Annotated in this window: 14 protein-coding genes and 1 pseudogene; 3 read left to right on the plus strand and 12 right to left on the minus strand. The window is 63.5% G+C overall.

Annotated elements, in window-relative coordinates; all coding sequences use genetic code 11:
• Nucleotides 1-341: 341 nt before the first annotated feature.
• The 5 genes from AADZ78_RS18655 to AADZ78_RS18675 form a co-directional block, all read right to left on the minus strand.
• A complete protein-coding gene (locus tag AADZ78_RS18655) occupies nt 342-1,064 on the minus strand; it encodes a DUF1906 domain-containing protein (RefSeq protein WP_085253512.1) in 723 nt (240 codons plus the stop codon).
• 94 nt (nt 1,065-1,158) lie between these two features.
• Nucleotides 1,159-1,959, minus strand: coding sequence for a 23S ribosomal RNA methyltransferase Erm (gene erm, locus AADZ78_RS18660; RefSeq protein ID WP_085253513.1), 801 nt, complete (start codon nt 1,957-1,959; stop codon nt 1,159-1,161).
• Between the two features lie 151 nt (nt 1,960-2,110).
• A complete protein-coding gene (locus AADZ78_RS18665; protein WP_239655094.1) occupies nt 2,111-2,581 on the minus strand; it encodes a hypothetical protein in 471 nt (156 codons plus the stop codon).
• A 269-nt stretch (nt 2,582-2,850) separates the two neighbouring features.
• Nucleotides 2,851-4,059, minus strand: a complete 1,209-nt coding sequence (locus AADZ78_RS18670) for an IS4 family transposase (RefSeq protein WP_204903364.1) — start codon at nt 4,057-4,059, stop codon at nt 2,851-2,853.
• A 271-nt stretch (nt 4,060-4,330) separates the two neighbouring features.
• The gene (locus tag AADZ78_RS18675; protein WP_204080107.1) at nt 4,331-5,539 is read right to left on the minus strand and encodes an IS4 family transposase; all 1,209 of its coding nucleotides are present in this window, start codon (nt 5,537-5,539) and stop codon (nt 4,331-4,333) included.
• Nucleotides 5,540-5,618: 79 nt separating this feature from the next.
• On the opposite strand from AADZ78_RS18675, the gene AADZ78_RS18680 reads away from it, so the two are divergent.
• Together AADZ78_RS18680 and AADZ78_RS18685 are read left to right on the plus strand one after the other, a co-directional pair.
• A complete protein-coding gene (locus AADZ78_RS18680) occupies nt 5,619-6,455 on the plus strand; it encodes a helix-turn-helix domain-containing protein (RefSeq protein ID WP_085250767.1) in 837 nt (278 codons plus the stop codon).
• A 79-nt stretch (nt 6,456-6,534) separates the two neighbouring features.
• Nucleotides 6,535-7,686 (plus strand): aromatic ring-hydroxylating oxygenase subunit alpha, encoded by a 1,152-nt coding sequence (locus tag AADZ78_RS18685; RefSeq protein ID WP_085250766.1) that lies wholly within the window; start codon nt 6,535-6,537, stop codon nt 7,684-7,686.
• On the opposite strand, the gene AADZ78_RS18690 is transcribed toward AADZ78_RS18685, so the two are convergent.
• The gene (locus AADZ78_RS18690; protein ID WP_085250765.1) at nt 7,643-8,983 is read right to left on the minus strand and encodes a lipocalin-like domain-containing protein; all 1,341 of its coding nucleotides are present in this window, start codon (nt 8,981-8,983) and stop codon (nt 7,643-7,645) included. The two genes, AADZ78_RS18685 and AADZ78_RS18690, sit on opposite strands and share 44 nt — an antisense overlap.
• 57 nt (nt 8,984-9,040) lie before the next feature.
• Between AADZ78_RS18690 and AADZ78_RS18695 the strand changes: the two genes are divergently transcribed.
• Nucleotides 9,041-10,531, plus strand: a complete 1,491-nt coding sequence (locus tag AADZ78_RS18695) for an aldehyde dehydrogenase (protein ID WP_085250764.1) — start codon at nt 9,041-9,043, stop codon at nt 10,529-10,531.
• On the opposite strand, the gene AADZ78_RS18700 is transcribed toward AADZ78_RS18695, so the two are convergent.
• From AADZ78_RS18700 to AADZ78_RS18725, 6 genes and pseudogenes are all read right to left on the minus strand, one after another.
• Nucleotides 10,503-10,949, minus strand: a complete 447-nt coding sequence (locus tag AADZ78_RS18700) for a MaoC family dehydratase (protein WP_085250763.1) — start codon at nt 10,947-10,949, stop codon at nt 10,503-10,505. The genes AADZ78_RS18695 and AADZ78_RS18700 overlap by 29 nt on opposite strands.
• A complete protein-coding gene (locus tag AADZ78_RS18705; protein ID WP_372510610.1) occupies nt 10,946-11,419 on the minus strand; it encodes a MaoC family dehydratase in 474 nt (157 codons plus the stop codon). Before AADZ78_RS18705 ends, AADZ78_RS18700 begins: the two co-directional genes overlap by 4 nt.
• Nucleotides 11,420-11,466: 47 nt before the next feature.
• On the minus strand, nt 11,467-11,892 hold the full coding sequence (locus AADZ78_RS18710; RefSeq protein ID WP_085250761.1) for a nuclear transport factor 2 family protein: 426 nt from the start codon (nt 11,890-11,892) through the stop codon (nt 11,467-11,469).
• A 41-nt stretch (nt 11,893-11,933) separates the two neighbouring features.
• A complete protein-coding gene (locus tag AADZ78_RS18715; RefSeq protein WP_085250760.1) occupies nt 11,934-13,490 on the minus strand; it encodes an AMP-binding protein in 1,557 nt (518 codons plus the stop codon).
• Complete coding sequence (locus AADZ78_RS18720; protein ID WP_085250759.1) at nt 13,490-14,611, minus strand: aromatic ring-hydroxylating oxygenase subunit alpha; 1,122 nt, start codon at nt 14,609-14,611, stop codon at nt 13,490-13,492. The genes AADZ78_RS18715 and AADZ78_RS18720 overlap by 1 nt, the downstream gene beginning before the upstream one ends.
• 391 nt (nt 14,612-15,002) lie before the next feature.
• Nucleotides 15,003-16,146 (minus strand): annotated as a pseudogene (locus AADZ78_RS18725) (IS3 family transposase).
• Between the last annotated feature and the right edge of the window lie 90 nt (nt 16,147-16,236).

Here is a 16,236-nt window from a genome sequence, read left to right on the forward strand (position 1 = left end):
CGCGTGAAGCCGCGCCGCCCGAGGCATCGCGGTTTCGCGGGCGCCGGCGAGGCGGCTCGGCGAGCGAACGGGTGTTTGCTGGAGGGGCAGGCGCCGGAACCAAGCCTGATGGCCCGGTTCCTCACTCGCGCCGTTCCGGCGCTCGCCGTCGCCGGGCAAGCCTGATGGCCCGGTTCCTCACTCGCGCCGTTCCGGCGCTCGCCGTCGCCGGGCAAGCCTGATGGCCCGGCTCCTCACTCGCGCCGTTCCGGCGCTCGCCGTCGCCGGGCAAGCCTGATGGCCCGGCTCCTCACTCGCGCCGTTCCGGCGCTCGCCGTCGCCGGGCTAGCGGAGCGGAAAACTTAAGCCCACTGTCCAAATTGGGGCTTCAAAATTTCGTTGATGTCGACTCCCACCCCGCCGACCTTGCGCTTATCGATCTCGACCTGGTGCAAATGGGCGGCCGGATGGGTGTACCCCTTGGGCGAACCCCAGTTGTGCTGCCAGAAGTACGCGCCCAGGCCGTCCTTCACGGCCCAATCGATCGTCTTTGAGTTGGCGTACACACCAGTGCGCTGGTGTCCGATGACCGACTCCCATGACCGCAGATACGGAACGATTTGGTTCTTGTACTGGTCGTAGGACGGATTGTCGTCGATAGACGCATATATCGGAGCGCTGGCTGGACCTCCGGCCGCGGCGTGCAACTCCGCACCGCGCTTAGCGTGCTGCACCCCGGCGGCGGCTCCGCCCAGCCAGTCAGAGGTACTTCCCTTGCCGTACTGATAGCAAGAAACGATCTTGAGCCCGCTTCCGGCCAGGTCGCGCGCCTCGGTGAGTTGGATCGGCTTGCCGAGCATCCAGGCGCCGCCCGGCCGCCGGTCGGACACGTACCGGATCGCCCCGACGGCGCCGGCGGCCCTGATCTGGCTGGCGGGAATGACTCCGGCCGCATAATCCAACAAGGTGCCGAGCGAACCCGCCGATACCGGTGCGGCGCGCAACGACGCCGCCGCGACGCCGAGACCTAGCAGACCCGGGGTCGCCGCAGCGAATTTGAGCACGTCACGGCGCGAGACCGACACATGTCACAGGGTATGACACAAACACCATCTAACACATTGACACCTGCAGTCACATATGCATCACGTTGCCGCAACGATCACAAGCCAGCAGGTGTCATCGCTGCGCAGCCGCGGGGCCCTGGCCGCGCGGCGTGGCGAGCGAGAACAACTCCGCCCACTGCTGTGCTGATAGGTCCTTCGGGAGCGTCCCCTTCTTGATGTTCTCCCTGACGAGCCATTCCTCGACCGTCCGGTGTCTCCCACGCTCGCAGAGTCTGGCAAGAATCGATGGAAGCCCACGACCCTTGCCGGTGAAAGCGGCATGCACAAAGGCTCTGTACCGGTTGCCAAGCCGTGGATCAACCAGCGCATTGCGACGACGCGACATGGTAAGCAGTCCCGCGTCGACAGAAGGTCGCGGTTTGAAAGCCGTTGCCGGGACCCGCGCTTCGAGTCTGAAGGTGATCCACGGCCACCATTGCGCCGTCATCATCGTGGCTCCGCCGACGCCGGCGCGGCGTCGAGCCACCTCCCACTGCACCAGCAGAATTGCATCCGTCCATCTACCCGCATGAAGCAGCTTGCGCATCATCGCTGTCGTCTGGTGAAACAGCAGGCTCCCTACCACGACGTGCGGCGTGTCCGGTAGCTGCCAGTTCAGGAAGTCGTCGTTGACCACATGTACGCCGCGGCGTAGCTGGACAGACAGCCATCGCGCCTGCCGTTGATCGATCTCGACAACGGTGAGCGGCCGCCCGAGTTCTTGCAAGTCGAACGTGAGAGCCCCACGCCCGGGCCCTATCTCAACGATCGGCCCCTCGGTACGACGGACCAACTTGACGATCTTGTTGATTGTTGTGGTGTCGGTCAAAAAGTTCTGGCCGTGTTCATGACGGCCGCCACTATAGGTGGGCATGGGTTCGCTCCGCGGATGTCGAATCTTCCGGGCGCGAATAACGGCCGCCCGGCTGACCTAGCTGAGCGGCGGAGCGATGTGATGCACCGGACCGCCGCTAAGAGCGGCGATCGCGTATCAGTACGAAGCGGAAGCTACCCACGACGCCAGCCTAGCCCTCCACAACGAGCTGACCCTCGGCGATCTCAATTCCGCTGTGGTTTCCCCTGCCGCGCGCTAGTTGGGCCTGAATCGCACCCACTGCTCCCAGCGCCGCGTAGGGACCAGTCACCGCGATCAGGCTCAGCAGTGAGCAGACCCGGGGATCGCCGCGCTTGAGGTTTCGCATTTCCATTAGAGCGTTGAGGTTGTCCAGCGCGTCGACCATGAGTCCGATCCGTTGCCACCGCCGACGGTTGGCTTCGTCGCTGCCGAGATAGCCAATGCCAAGGGCCAGGGCACGGGCCCCGAATATGCGAATCAAGTACTTCAGCTCGGTGGACAGCATGTGGTCCGGCACGCCGTTCATGCGGGTCTGGGAGCGAGGGGAAGCAAATGCGATGGCGCCCAGCAGGATTCGTCCGATTGCCGCTGCGGCAAAGGCGCGGCGCAGGACTTTGGGCTGCGGTGGTGTTGTGCTCATCAACCCAGTCTTAGCCGTCGAAGTAAGCATGTCGATTACCTTCGAGGTAGTGGTTTAAGTCCAATACCGTTCAGTTAAGACGGAGAGTCGTGACGTCTGGTGGGCGTTGGGGTTGGGGCCAGTGAGCGTGAGTTGCGCGTTTGACGTGCCATTTGGACATTTTGCGTTTGATCACCCGTGGTGCGGATCGTCGGCGCCTGGCGGGGTTGAGTCGGTCGAGCAGGCGGCGCAGGAAGGCCCACCAGTGCTGATCGGCGGCTTGGGGGTCCTCAGGGGGGAAATGCACCCTGTTGGGCGACGGATTGGCGGGTGATGCGCAGCGCGGCGGTGAAACTGACCCGGTCGGGGTCCTCGCCGGCGTGTTCGGCGGCCTGGGCCATCAGGGTACGAATGGCGTAGTGACAGCACAGATGTCCCCAAATCTCTTGTAGGACAAGATCAGGGGACTTCGAGCGCAGTACCACCTGGGGTCCGCGTTGATGGGTTTTGAGTTCGTCGAAGGTGTTTTCGATTTCCCAGCGCTGGGCGTAGGCGGCGGCCAACTCGACGGCGGGGGCCTGTTCGGGATCGGTCAGCGTGGTGAATAGCCGGTAGCTGGTGGAGTTTTCGCGTCCGTCGTCGATGGTGTAGTCGATGACTCGTGCCAGCATCGGCTCGCTGCGACGGTCAGCGCTGGACTGCAGATGCGCTAGCCACGAGCCGTCAGCAAGATCCTGCACATGCACCGGTTGTGGCGCGTAGGCGTCGGTGCGTACTCGCCACAACAGGTCGGCTCCGGTCGCAAGGGCTTTGCGCCACAAGGCATACGAGAAGAACCCGCGATCAGCCAGCAGCAGCATGTCCGGCGTGAGAGCATCCAGCAGCTTTTCGGCGAGTTTGGCCTCCGAGTCACGGTAACCACCGATCGTTGCGGCGAAGACCGCATGCGTGGCACACTCGGCCAGCCCCAGGATCCGGGCCTGCGGAAATGCGGCCTTCTCACCCCTGCCGCCGGCCCCCGGACGACTGAAGTACTCGTCGTTGGCTGGGGTGTCGGCCACATCCAGACAGCTGCCGTCGATGGCCACCAGCCGCCGCTCGGCCAGCCAAGCCCCTGGGGTTTGCGGTCCGGCTAACGGGCGGGCTACCCGGGAAAACAAGCTGGCCAACAGGGCCGATCCCAGCCGCTCACGAGCCTGAAAGATCGCCGACTTACCCGGCAGTCGATACTCTTCACGCCACCCCGACGCCCACGCCAAACCATCAGTGAGCTGGGCCAACACATCCTCATACGAGCCCTCTGAATACAGGCCCATCGCGATCGCGAAATACGCCATCACCCGCGCAGGCAACGACCGATGCCGCTGCTGAGTGCGACCGGCCTGCTCGATCACCTCATCCACCACCGTTGCGGGAAACACCCGCGTCAGCACCCCCACCGACACCAAATCTGACAACCGGCGATCCGACTCAGGCTTCCGCCAACCCGCACGAGGCATAGGTCATAAACTACACCCATGTAACCTTAACTGAACGGTATTGAAGTTAAGCCGGGTTAAAACCAATACCGTTCAGTTAAGGCGGAGAGTCGTGACGTCTGGTGGGCGTTGGGGTTGGGGCCAGTGAGCGTGAGTTGCGCGTTTGACGTGCCATTTGGACATTTTGCGTTTGATCACCCGTGGTGCGGATCGTCGGCGCCTGGCGGGGTTGAGTCGGTCGAGCAGGCGGCGCAGGAAGGCCCACCAGTGCTGATCGGCGGCTTGGGGGTCCTCAGGGGGGAAATGCGCCCTGTTGGGCGACGGATTGGCGGGTGATGCGCAGCGCGGCGGTGAAACTGACCCGGTCGGGGTCCTCGCCGGCGTGTTCGGCGGCCTGGGCCATCAGGGTACGAATGGCGTAGTGACAGCACAGATGTCCCCAAATCTCTTGTAGGACAAGATCAGGGGACTTCGAGCGCAGTACCACCTGGGGTCCGCGTTGATGGGTTTTGAGTTCGTCGAAGGTGTTTTCGATTTCCCAGCGCTGGGCGTAGGCGGCGGCCAACTCGACGGCGGGGGCCTGTTCGGGATCGGTCAGCGTGGTGAATAGCCGGTAGCTGGTGGAGTTTTCGCGTCCGTCGTCGATGGTGTAGTCGATGACTCGTGCCAGCATCGGCTCGCTGCGACGGTCAGCGCTGGACTGCAGATGCGCTAGCCACGAGCCGTCAGCAAGATCCTGCACATGCACCGGTTGTGGCGCGTAGGCGTCGGTGCGTACTCGCCACAACAGGTCGGCTCCGGTCGCAAGGGCTTTGCGCCACAAGGCATACGAGAAGAACCCGCGATCAGCCAGCAGCAGCATGTCCGGCGTGAGAGCATCCAGCAGCTTTTCGGCGAGTTTGGCCTCCGAGTCACGGTAACCACCGATCGTTGCGGCGAAGACCGCATGCGTGGCACACTCGGCCAGCCCCAGGATCCGGGCCTGCGGAAATGCGGCCTTCTCACCCCTGCCGCCGGCCCCCGGACGACTGAAGTACTCGTCGTTGGCTGGGGTGTCGGCCACATCCAGACAGCTGCCGTCGATGGCCACCAGCCGCCGCTCGGCCAGCCAAGCCCCTGGGGTTTGCGGTCCGGCTAACGGGCGGGCTACCCGGGAAAACAAGCTGGCCAACGGGGCCGATCCCAGCCGCTCACGAGCCTGAAAGATCGCCGACTTACCCGGCAGTCGATACTCTTCACGCCACCCCGACGCCCACGCCAAACCATCAGTGAGCTGGGCCAACACATCCTCATACGAGCCCTCTGAATACAGGCCCATCGCGATCGCGAAATACGCCATCACCCGCGCCGGCAACGACCGATGCCGCTGCTGAGTGCGACCGGCCTGCTCGATCACCTCATCCACCACCGTTGCGGGAAACACCCGCGTCAGCACCCCCACCGACACCAAATCTGACAACCGGCGATCCGACTCAGGCTTCCGCCAACCCGCACGAGGCATAGGTCATAAACTACACCCATGTAACCTTAACTGAACGGTATTGGGTTTAAGTCCGGGCAACGGCGTTAGGTTCGGAAAGATGTCCGCGGGTATTGCGGTGCGCGAGTGGCGCACTCGTCGGCGTTTGAGCCAGTTGGAACTCGCCCATCAGGTAGGTGTCTCGCCTCGGCATCTCAGCTTCGTCGAGACGGGCAGGGCCAACGCCAGTCGGGCGATGCTGCTGCGCATCGGTGAGTCACTGGATCTTCCGCTGAGTGCACGCAACCGGCTGCTGCTCGCCGGTGGCTACGCACCCGTTTTCGGTGAGCACACGTTAGACGCCGACAGGATGCGTCCGGTGAGGGCGGCCGTCGACTCGGTTCTGGCCGGGCATGCCCCGTATCCGGCCGTCGTCACCGATGCCTGCTGGAACCTCGTTGCCGGAAACGTGGGCTGCGTCGTGCTAGCCGAAGGCGTTGATCGAGAGCTGCTCCAACCTCCGATCAACGTTATGAGGTTGTGCCTACACCCAAAGGGACTGTCGCAGCGGTTGCTCAACTACGCCGAGGTGCACGCCGCGATCCTGGGCCGAGTACGCCGACACGCCGACGCCACTGCTGCACCGGATATCCGCCGTCTCTACGAGGAACTCGCTAGTTATCCTGCGCCTAAGCGGCCCGACGACATTGAGCAGACCGGCGAGCTGTACGTGCCGTTTCGGATGGCCACGCTTGACGGTGCCGAACTGCGGTTCGTCAACACCATCGCGACGTTTGGCAGCCCGCTCGACATCTCCGTAGAAAGCCTGGCCATCGAGTCGTTTTTTCCCGCCGACACCGCCACCGCCGATTACCTGCATCATCTCGACAGCGATCACCGTGTCCGCTTGATCGCAGAGCAATACCCGCAGTTGCTCGGTTACCTCGGCTGGCGCTAGGCGCCGATGTCGCCGAATTATTATTGTCACTATAAAGTTAATGAAGTTACGGTGAGCGCTCAGTGCGACGGGGGTTCAGATGGATCACGATCAGCTCATCGACCTCACCCGGCGGGCTTTGAAACTCGCGCGCGACAAGACCACCGACCTCGCGCCGCAGCAGCACACGGTCGACGCACGCGAATACACCTCGCTGGAGCGACACGACACCGACAAAGCAATGCTGATGGCCAGCCCACAACTGGTTGGCTACGTCTCGGAGCTGCCCGGCCCAGGCACGTATTGCACCAAGACGGTGATGGGTCGATCCATCCTGCTGACTAGGACAGCTGACGGCTCGGTCAAGGCGTTCAACAATGTCTGCCTGCATCGACAATCCCAGGTAGTGACGGGGTGCGGGACCGCCAGGCGGTTCAGCTGCCCATACCACGCGTGGACCTACGACAACACCGGGCGGTTGGTCGGCCTGCCCGGCCGCGAGGGCTTTCCCGAGGTGACGTTGAAGTCCGACGGTTTGACCGAGCTTCCGGCTGCCGAATTCGCCGGATTCCTTTGGGTGGCGCTAGATCCCGGCACCACGCTGGATGTCGCAGCCCACCTGGGAGACCTGGCCGACGAGCTCGACTCGTGGGGCATCGGGCGGTGGTCGCCACTGGGCGAAAAGGTGCTCGAGTCCGCCATCAATTGGAAGCTCGCGGTCGATACCTTCGCGGAAAACTACCATTTCGCCACCGTGCACCGGCAGACCTTTGCCACCATCGCCCGTAGCAACTGCACAGTGTTCGACTCGTACGGACCCCATCACCGGTTGATCTTCCCACTCAACGCAATCCTGGAGCTCGACAACGTTCCCGAGGATCAGTGGGACCCGTTCCACAACATGGTCGTGATCTACGCGCTGTTCCCCAACATCGTGCTATCGGTGACGATCGCCAACGGCGAGCTGTTCCGGATCTATCCGGGCGCACACCCCGGCAGGTCTATCACCGTTCACCAAAACTCCACCCCGTTGGACCTTTCCGACGAATCCGTAGCCGCCGGCGCTCAAGCCGTCTTCGAGTACGCGCATGCCACGGTGCGCGACGAGGACTACCGGCTGGCTGAGGCGTTACAGGCCAACCTCGAGTCCGGCGCTCGCGACCGACTTGTGTTCGGCCGCAACGAACCCGGACTGCAGCACCGCCACATCACCTGGGATCAGGTGATAGCGCCAAGATCAGATCGTCGATAATGACACCGATGTTGTCATCCTGTCCGGGGCGCATCTTCGTCAACAACTCAATCGCCTCGCGGCGGTGTCCCGAGTTTACCAGCGGCACAAGCTGATCCATCGTCCCGCGCAGTTCGGACTCGAGGTTCGCGATAACGGCGGCCAGCACGTCGACCAGCTCCCAGTCCCGGTACAGCGCCAGCGAGCGCTCATTGAACGCGAAGGCACTCACCTGCTCCCCCGCGAGCATTCCGTGGTAACGGTATGGGCCCTCCATGTATTCAATGGGCAACCGATGTGCGGGCACGGGCACCAGCGGCTCCCCGACAATATCCAATCCCAGTGTGGTGCAGGTGATCCGGTGACGATCAGGTAGGTAGCGAGCCTGCGCAGGCGGCGGGATAAGGGGCCGTATCGAATTCGGCCACCGGACGTAGCTGCTGACTGTAACCTCGAGGTCTTCGGCGCACTCCGCTGCCCGTGCGGAGTCGGGATAGCTCGTCGTCACACCGGTAAACGGTTGCAGCGCATTACCGTTGCGTCGGTCGAACTGCCGCCAGACACTCATGTCCACGCCATTGTCGAAATTGATCGTGCGCCATTCGTGGGACCTCGCCCGCGGGTCGCCGCCGCCGCCCCCACCGCCGGCATACTTCGGAAACCACTGCCGGTCGACATGCCCCGCGGCGCCGGAAACCTGTTCGGACACCACGCCCCAGCGCAGCGTCCCGGTCATTGTCATCCCGGTCTGGAAGTAGGAGTACGTGTCGGCCTGACCAAAGCAGGCGATCTTGCCGTTATAGGTGGACGCCCCCACCGGCGTCGGGGCGCGAGTCGGCGTCACGGCCAGGTCCAGCCGCATGGGCCGACCGGTCTGGTCCGTACCTGGCAGGCTCACGCGGTAGCTGTAAGGCAGCAATTCGCCGTCATCGGCGCGGCAGGTAGACCACGATGCCGTGCCGGCACCGCTCTCGTATTCGAGGCGAAGATGCCCGACGGCGGCTGAGAACTTGGGCTTCGCACCCGGTTCCATGCTGGCCGGGGGCATGTCGTAATCGGTATAGGTGCCGTAGTCGCCGGCGTCCAGATCGAACAGCGCCAGCGTATAGAAATCGGCGACCACCGATCCCCCGGGCCGGTTCTTGTTGAAGATCGTCAGGAACGCGAATGACCGGCCGCTCTCGGGTGCGTCAAGTTGGCCCGCGATGAACCAGGTGTCCGACTCCTGGTCCGGGTGTGCGCCCTCGGCGGCGGGAAACTCCAGCCAGCTATCACCGGGCACCAGCTGGAAGGGGTAATCGCGCCAATCGCTGTTCATCAGGGGCCTCGAATCCGGCTATTTTGCTATGTTAGCAGCAATAGTAAAGTTACGGTCGTGACGGAAGCTCCCCGCCATCGCTCCTATGACGAACTGTTTATCGGGGGGCGCTGGCGTAAACCCGCCACGCCGGAGCGGCTCAGCGTGATTTCCCCACACTCCGAAGAACCGATCGGCCAAGTCCCGGCGGCCGGACCCGACGATGTCGATGCAGCGGTGGCTGCTGCACGGCAGGCCTTCGACCATGGTCCCTGGCCGCGGCTAGAGCCCGGCGAGCGGGTACGCAAGGTCGAAGAGCTGACCGCGATTTACGCACGACACCTCGACGAGATGGCCGACCTGATCACCGCGCAAATGGGTTCGCCGCGCAGCTTCAGCAGGCGTGGCCAGGCGGCCGGAGCGGCGACCATGATGCATTTGGCGCTGGCGGCCGCCCGCGGCTTTCCGTGGGTGGAACGCCGGCAGGGCGTGCTCGGCGAGGCGCACCTGCGTCGGGCTCCGGTGGGCGTGGTCGGGGCGATCGTGCCGTGGAACGTTCCGCAATGCGTGCTGATCCCCAAGCTGATCCCCGCCCTCATCGCCGGCTGCACCGTTGTCGTCAAGCCGGCACCCGAAACACCTTTGGACTCTTTGTGGTTGGCCGAGATGATCGAGCAACTTGATCTGCCCGAAGGGGTGGTATCGGTAGTCACCGGCGGGGCGTCGGTCGGCGAGGCACTGGTGCGCCATCCCGGCGTCGACAAGATCGCGTTCACCGGTTCCAGCGCTGTCGGACGCCGTATCGCCACCCTGTGCGGCGAGCAACTCAAAAGAGTGAGCTTGGAATTGGGTGGTAAGTCGGCAGCGATCATCCTCGACGATGCCGACGTCGACAAGACCGTCGCGGGGTTGCAGAACGCCAGTCTGATGAACAACGGCCAAGCCTGCGTCGCGCAAACCCGCATCCTGGTCAGCGAACGCCGCCACGATGAGATTGTCGACGCGCTGGCCACCATGATGTCGAACCTGCGAGTCGGAGATCCCACCGACGAGCAGACCGACATCGGACCCCTTGTCGCACAACGACAACAGCATCGGGTCCAGGACTACATCCGGTCCGGCCAGAAAGAAGGGGCCCGAGTCGTGCTCGGCGGCCAGGATAGTCCGGCGAAGCGCGGCTGGTATGTGCGACCAACGTTGTTCACCGACGCGACCAACCAAATGCGTATCGCTCGAGAAGAAATCTTCGGCCCGGTATTGACCGTCCTGACCTACCAGGACGAGGACGACGCCATCCGGATCGCCAACGACAGCGACTATGGTTTGGCCGGCTCGGTATGGACCGCCGATACCGCCCACGGCCTCGAGATCGCCGCCCGCGTCCGCACCGGCACCTACGGCATCAACATGTACCAGCTCGACATCAGCAGCCCGTTCGGTGGCTTCAAGCATTCGGGCATCGGGCGCGAGTTCGGGCCGGAGGGTCTCGCTGAGTATGTCGAGTTGCAGGCGGTGGTGTGCAACGGAAAGATGCCGGAGCTCAAGGGTTCTCCGGCAGCTGCAGGGTGATCTCGACCGGACAGCACAGTGCGCCGTGCTGGTTGGTCACCTCGACCTGGATGTCGACAAGATAGCGCGGCGGGTCGACCGAGGTATCACATCGCTTGGCCACCGCGCGCCCGCGACCGACCATCGTGTCGCCGGCGTAGATCGAGCCGATCAGCCGCATCGAGCGGCGCACCACACGAGCGCCCGGACCCGCCCAGTCGGTCGCGACCCGATCGGCGAATCCGGCAAGGTGCATGGTGTTGACGAAAATGGTCGGGTTTCCCTGGCTTTGGGCGTAAACCGGATCAAAGTGTCCGGGGAAATAGTCCCAGGTTGCCCCGGCGTTCTCCACCACCCGCTGATAGGTGATCTCGTCGACGACCTCCGGCAGGTCGACGGGAACGCTGATCGTGTTCCAATCCAGATCCGGACGAATCATGTGGGCGCTCCAGGAGTGAAGCGGAACAAGGTATTTCGGTTGATGGCCACGACCGCGCCGTCCTGGCGACGATAGGTCTCCAGCGTCTGAATGAAATGACCGACGCCAAGTCGCGTCTGCTTTTCCGGCGATACCGACACCAGCTCTTCGACAACGGTGAGCCGATCGCCTTCGACGATGGGCAGCAGGAACTCGACATCGTTTGCCGCATTGATGAACGTGGTACCCGGTAGCGGCACTCGCAACGCAAGCGAGGTCGCCGGTGCCCTCCCCTCAGGCTGCCACGGCGGAGGCACCAACCATCCCATGAGCAGCGCCGGCGGAGCCAGCAAACCCCCCCATCGTTGCCGGGCGTACTCGGGGTCCCAATACGAACGATTGTCGTCACGGACCATCGCGGCGAACAATTGGATGCGCGCGGCGCTGACCGCCGTCGCCGCGGTCCGCGGTTCACTCGCCGCGCCGACCATTGCCAGCGCGTCCTGGTAGGTACCGAAGGTCAGTTGGTAGCTCACGCTTACATGACGAGCCGGTGCCGGTTGGGCACCGAATCCCATTCGAGCACACGGGAAGTGAAGTACCATCCACCACGCTCGTAGACCAACCGATCCTGAACGGTCCCGGTGGCCCGCAGCGTCGCCTGGCCATTCACGGCGGCGAACAGCACGACGACACAGCGCTGGATCGCGTTGACCCCATCGACGTGGATTTCGTGATCGAGGCTGACCAGCCGTTGTCCGTCACCGCCGTCGAAGGCCGCGCGCAGCTCGGTGAACGTCTCGCCATCACGGGTATAGCTGGCACCGGAATGACGGAAGGTAGCGACCCAAGCGTCACGGTCGCCGTCGGAGTAGGCGCGATTGTGCCGCGCGGTCAGGTCTAGGATGGCAGCACGGCCCGTCGCGGCCTGCAGCATCTGCTGCTCCTGATAGGTCATGGTCATATTTGCTCACCAGCCTCCCGTGGACCTGACGAAACACTAGCTCACCGGCTCACGATGTATCCGTGGCTTTCACGATCCCAGGCACCCGGGCCTAAACCCCGAGCCCGCAGGAGGTCTTTACGTATCCGTCCGATGCCGTTCTTCGGGAGTTCACCAACCGTCTCGACGAATCTGGGCACGCAGAAGTAGGGCATGCGGGCAGCGCAATGGTCAAGCAACTCCGCGAAATCCAAAGCAGCCCCGGGGCGCAACGTCACGATTAGCAGGATGTCGTCCTCACCCAACTCGCTCGGTACTCCGACCGCGGCGGCTTCGGCTACCGCCGGATAGTCCATGGCGACGGTCTCGACTTCCACCGAAGAAACGTTCTCACCACGCCGGCGCAGCGAATCCTTCACGCGGTCGACGTAGGTCAGGTTTTGGTGGCTGTCGAGCTTGCCCAGATCGCCGGTGGGAAACCACTCTTCGTGGGCCTCCACCTGCAAATCGCGACCCACGTATCCTTCGCTCATTACATGCGGATACCTGGGCCGGCAGATGATCTCCCCGACCGCGCCGGCCGGTAGCTCAGCGCCTTCCTTGTCGACGATGCGCACGTCGAAATTCGGATTGGGTTGTCCCGATGTTCCGGGAACGCCCTCGTCGGCAACGCCTTTGACCGCGAGGGGAAACGCCTCGGTCATCCCATACATCGTGACGATGCGGCAGCCGTAACGCTTTTCGATCGCGTGGTAGGAATTCGCGTCGATGGGTGCGGCGGATATGAACCGCAACGGCAATCGCACGTCACGCGAATCCGCGGGCAGGTTCTGCAGCATCGACACCATCGCGCCGGCACCGGCGAAGCCGACGGCACCGTGGCCGCGCACATCGTCCCACACCTCGTTGGGATGAAAAGCGGCCGCCAGCACGGTGGTTCCGCCGACCAACATCGGCGCCAGCACGCTGGGCGCCGCGCTCAGGTGGAACAACGGCATCGCGGTCCACAACACCTCCCCCGGGCCGAATTCCCAGGCCGAAGCGACGGTCGCGGCGACGGTGAACAGGTAATGCCACGACGTGGCAACGGCTTTCGACGGCCCGGTGGTGCCCGAGGTGAAAAACAACGCGCCTATCTCCCCGGCATCCATCGGGGCAGGCTCACACATAAGACCACCGTTGAGCGAAACATCCTCCACCGCAACAATTCTCACTGGATGCAACCGGTCGACGACCTCCTCGACACGAGTGCGTCGCTCCGCGTCGGTGACGATCACCTTGGCCTGAGACAACCGAAGGTTGTGCCAGAGGAAGTCGCCCCTGTTCGCCGCGTTCACCGCTGCGCTCACCGCGCCGATCCGTGCCGCACCCAGCCAGAAATAGATCCATTCCGGGCAGGTCGCGGTGAACAATGCGACACCATCGCCCCGGCCAACACCGAGATCGGCCAGCACGTTGGCCGCCCCGCACGACCGTCGCCACATCTGCTCGAAGGTGATCTCGGTGCCGGCAACCGACATCATCACCCGATCGGGATGCTGCTCGGCTCGGCGATCCAGGACGGCCGGCACGGTGAAACGATCAACGCCGAAATCGGAAGGACCCAAGGGCCCGCTCATCACGCTCCCGCGGCGGCTGGGTCTGGGTCGCCCTCCGCGGTGTAGCCGAAGTCGTTGGGCGACGGTTGCTCACCCGGGTAGAAGCGGTGCGCCCAGCGACGCAGGGCCGCATAGTCGCGCGCCTCTTCGGGCGCCAGGTTCGGCTTCTCCAGGTATTTCATGTTCTCCCACGTGAAGAAGTCCTGTTTGATGACCTCTTGCTGCAGTGCCAGGAACTTGGCGGCACGGCCCGCGGGTACGTCGCCGGTGTCGCCGGGCTCGCGAATCGAAGCCTGGGTGTAGAAGTAGTCGGTGTAGTCCTCGTCGACCGGCGTCTGTCCGGTGACCTGGACGGTGGCCACCAGATCGCTTGGGAAGCGGACGATTCCCAGTCCCAGCGAGTAGTTGTCGTAGATGATCTTCGCGTCGACCGGACCGTTCGGGGTCAACCACGTCTTCGCCCTGCCGCCACCGAAATTGGCGTTGACCGTTGCGTGCAGGTGGTAGCCCGAGACCTCGAACGAGGCGGTGTTGGCCGGATTGGCGGCCTTGTGCACGTATTGCACGTGGTACGGGTCAGCGGCGTTCTCGATGATCATCTGCGGGTGCACTTTGACCCGGTTCAGCATCTGGGTGTGCGGATGCAGCGGGTAGTACTCGTTGGTCTCCAGCTCGGGCAGCACCGGCGGTTGCCAGTACGGCGCCCGGCCGTGGCGTTCGTGCCAGGCCAGGATGAACCCGTACCACTGGGTCGTCGGGTAGGTGCGGATGCGGACGTTGGTCTTGCAGCCGATCTTGCTATACGGAATCAGCGCGTTAGTGCCGTCGCCACGCCAGTGCCAGCCATGCCAGGGGCAGACGATTTCTTCACCTTCCACCGTGCCGCCTACGCCGAGGTTGGCGCCGAGGTGCTGACAATAGGCGTCCAGCACATGCACCTTGCCGGACGCGGTGCGGAACAGCACCAGCTCCTCACCGAAGTAGTGCATGCGTTTGACGTCACCGGCGGCCAGCTCGTTTGCGAATGCGACGATGAACCATCCCGTCGGGAACCGGTACGTCGACAGCGCGATGCCGCTGGGTCCGAATTCCCGTTCTGACGGATCGCTGGCCGGGTCTGAAATGGTATTCGTCACGAGCACTCCGGTTCGACTGCTGGGTCTATTTTTACTATTTTAGGCATTGCACGTCAACGCGGGCGCGGTAGTGCGGTCCGTCGCGGTGGATTTATCCGATTTAGCCCTATGGCGCAGTCGTTTTCCCGATGACTTGTTCGCCAATGCCAGTGGCGCTGCGCGGAGAGAGTGAACGACACGGCGGCCCATCCACCCGTTCTTCCACCGATCGTCTCAGAACGCAACGACTAGATCGCGCCATTCGTCCTGTCTGGGCCATTGCTGGAGGTGGCTTTCGATGCCCGCGGCGATCTGCCTGACCTGGCTGTGATCAAGGGTCCAGATGAGGATGATGCCGGTGGCGAGTCCCCGATACTGAGTCCACCCCGTTTTAGAGTCGGGTTTGTTTGATTCGGATTCAGTTGATCTCGTAGGCCACAGGGGTGTGGGTGTGTCTGCATGCCGAAGCGTACTCGGCCGGTGTGCGGTAGCCCAGCGCTGAATGGCGGTGTCGGTGATTATGTTCGTGCTTGAAGTCGCCGATGACCACGCGGGCCTCGAACAGGGTGTTCCAGTGGTTGCGGTTGAGGCACTCCTTACGTAGCCGGTTGTTGAACGATTCGATGTAGCCGTTGATCCACGGGCATCCTGGTGGGATGTAGAGCAATCCGGTTTGTTCTCGCAGAACCGTTGCAGTGCTTGGGAAACCAGCTCCGGGCCGTTGTCCATCCGCAGTACCTTTGGCGGCCCGCCGGCCACCGCGAACGCCGTTTCGAGTTCGGTGACGAGGCGTTCGGCTGTGATCGAGCGCTCCACGATGTTCAGCAGCGACTCACGGGTGTGCTCGTCGATCATCGAGGCGATCTTGATGGCCTTGCCGTCGGTGGTGGAATCGAACTGGAAGTCGATCGCCCACACCACGTTCGGCGCATCGGCCACCACCGGCGGGACCGAGGACACCCCGGGCCGCTTACGCGGCGACCGGATCTTGACCTGCAAGCCCTCCTCACGCCACAGGCGGTGGACCTTCTTCTTGTTGACCTCACGGCCCTCGTCGTAGCGCAACGCCGCCCAGGCACGCCGGAACCCATGGCAGGGGTGTTTGGTGGCATACGCGCGCAGCCAGGCCCTCATCTCGGCATCCGGATCGGCCGGAGTCTGCGCCGCAGGCAGGCGGCGATAGGTGGAGCGGGCAAGCCCAACAGCCTTGCACGCCAACCGTTCCGACATGCTCAGCGTGTGCTTGAGCATGTCCACGGCGCGGCGCTTGGCAGCTGGGCTCAGAATTTTCCCTTCGCGACCTCCCGCAGCGCGTCCTTCTCCAGTTCGGCCTCGGCCAACAGCCTCTTCAAGCGCGTGTTCTGCTCCCGCAGCTCCCGCAGCTCTTTAGCGGCATCAGTGTCCATGCCGCCGTAGGCGCGGCGCCAGTTGTACAGCGTGGCTGCTGAGACACCCAGTTCGGCGGCGATCTCGTCGCCGGTTTTGCCTTCAGCAGCCAACTCGTCCGCGCGGCGCAACTTGCGCACGATGTCCTCCGCGGAATGCCGCTTACGACCAGCCATGTGCTTCATCGTCCCTTCCAGCCCAACCTCGGGCCACAGGACTCTAAACCGAAGTTAAGGCTGTTGAACTAGGTGAATTCCCTGGTTGAC

Origin of the sequence: Mycobacterium riyadhense (assembly GCF_963853645.1) — a bacterium.
GTDB classification, from domain to species: domain Bacteria; phylum Actinomycetota; class Actinomycetes; order Mycobacteriales; family Mycobacteriaceae; genus Mycobacterium; species Mycobacterium riyadhense.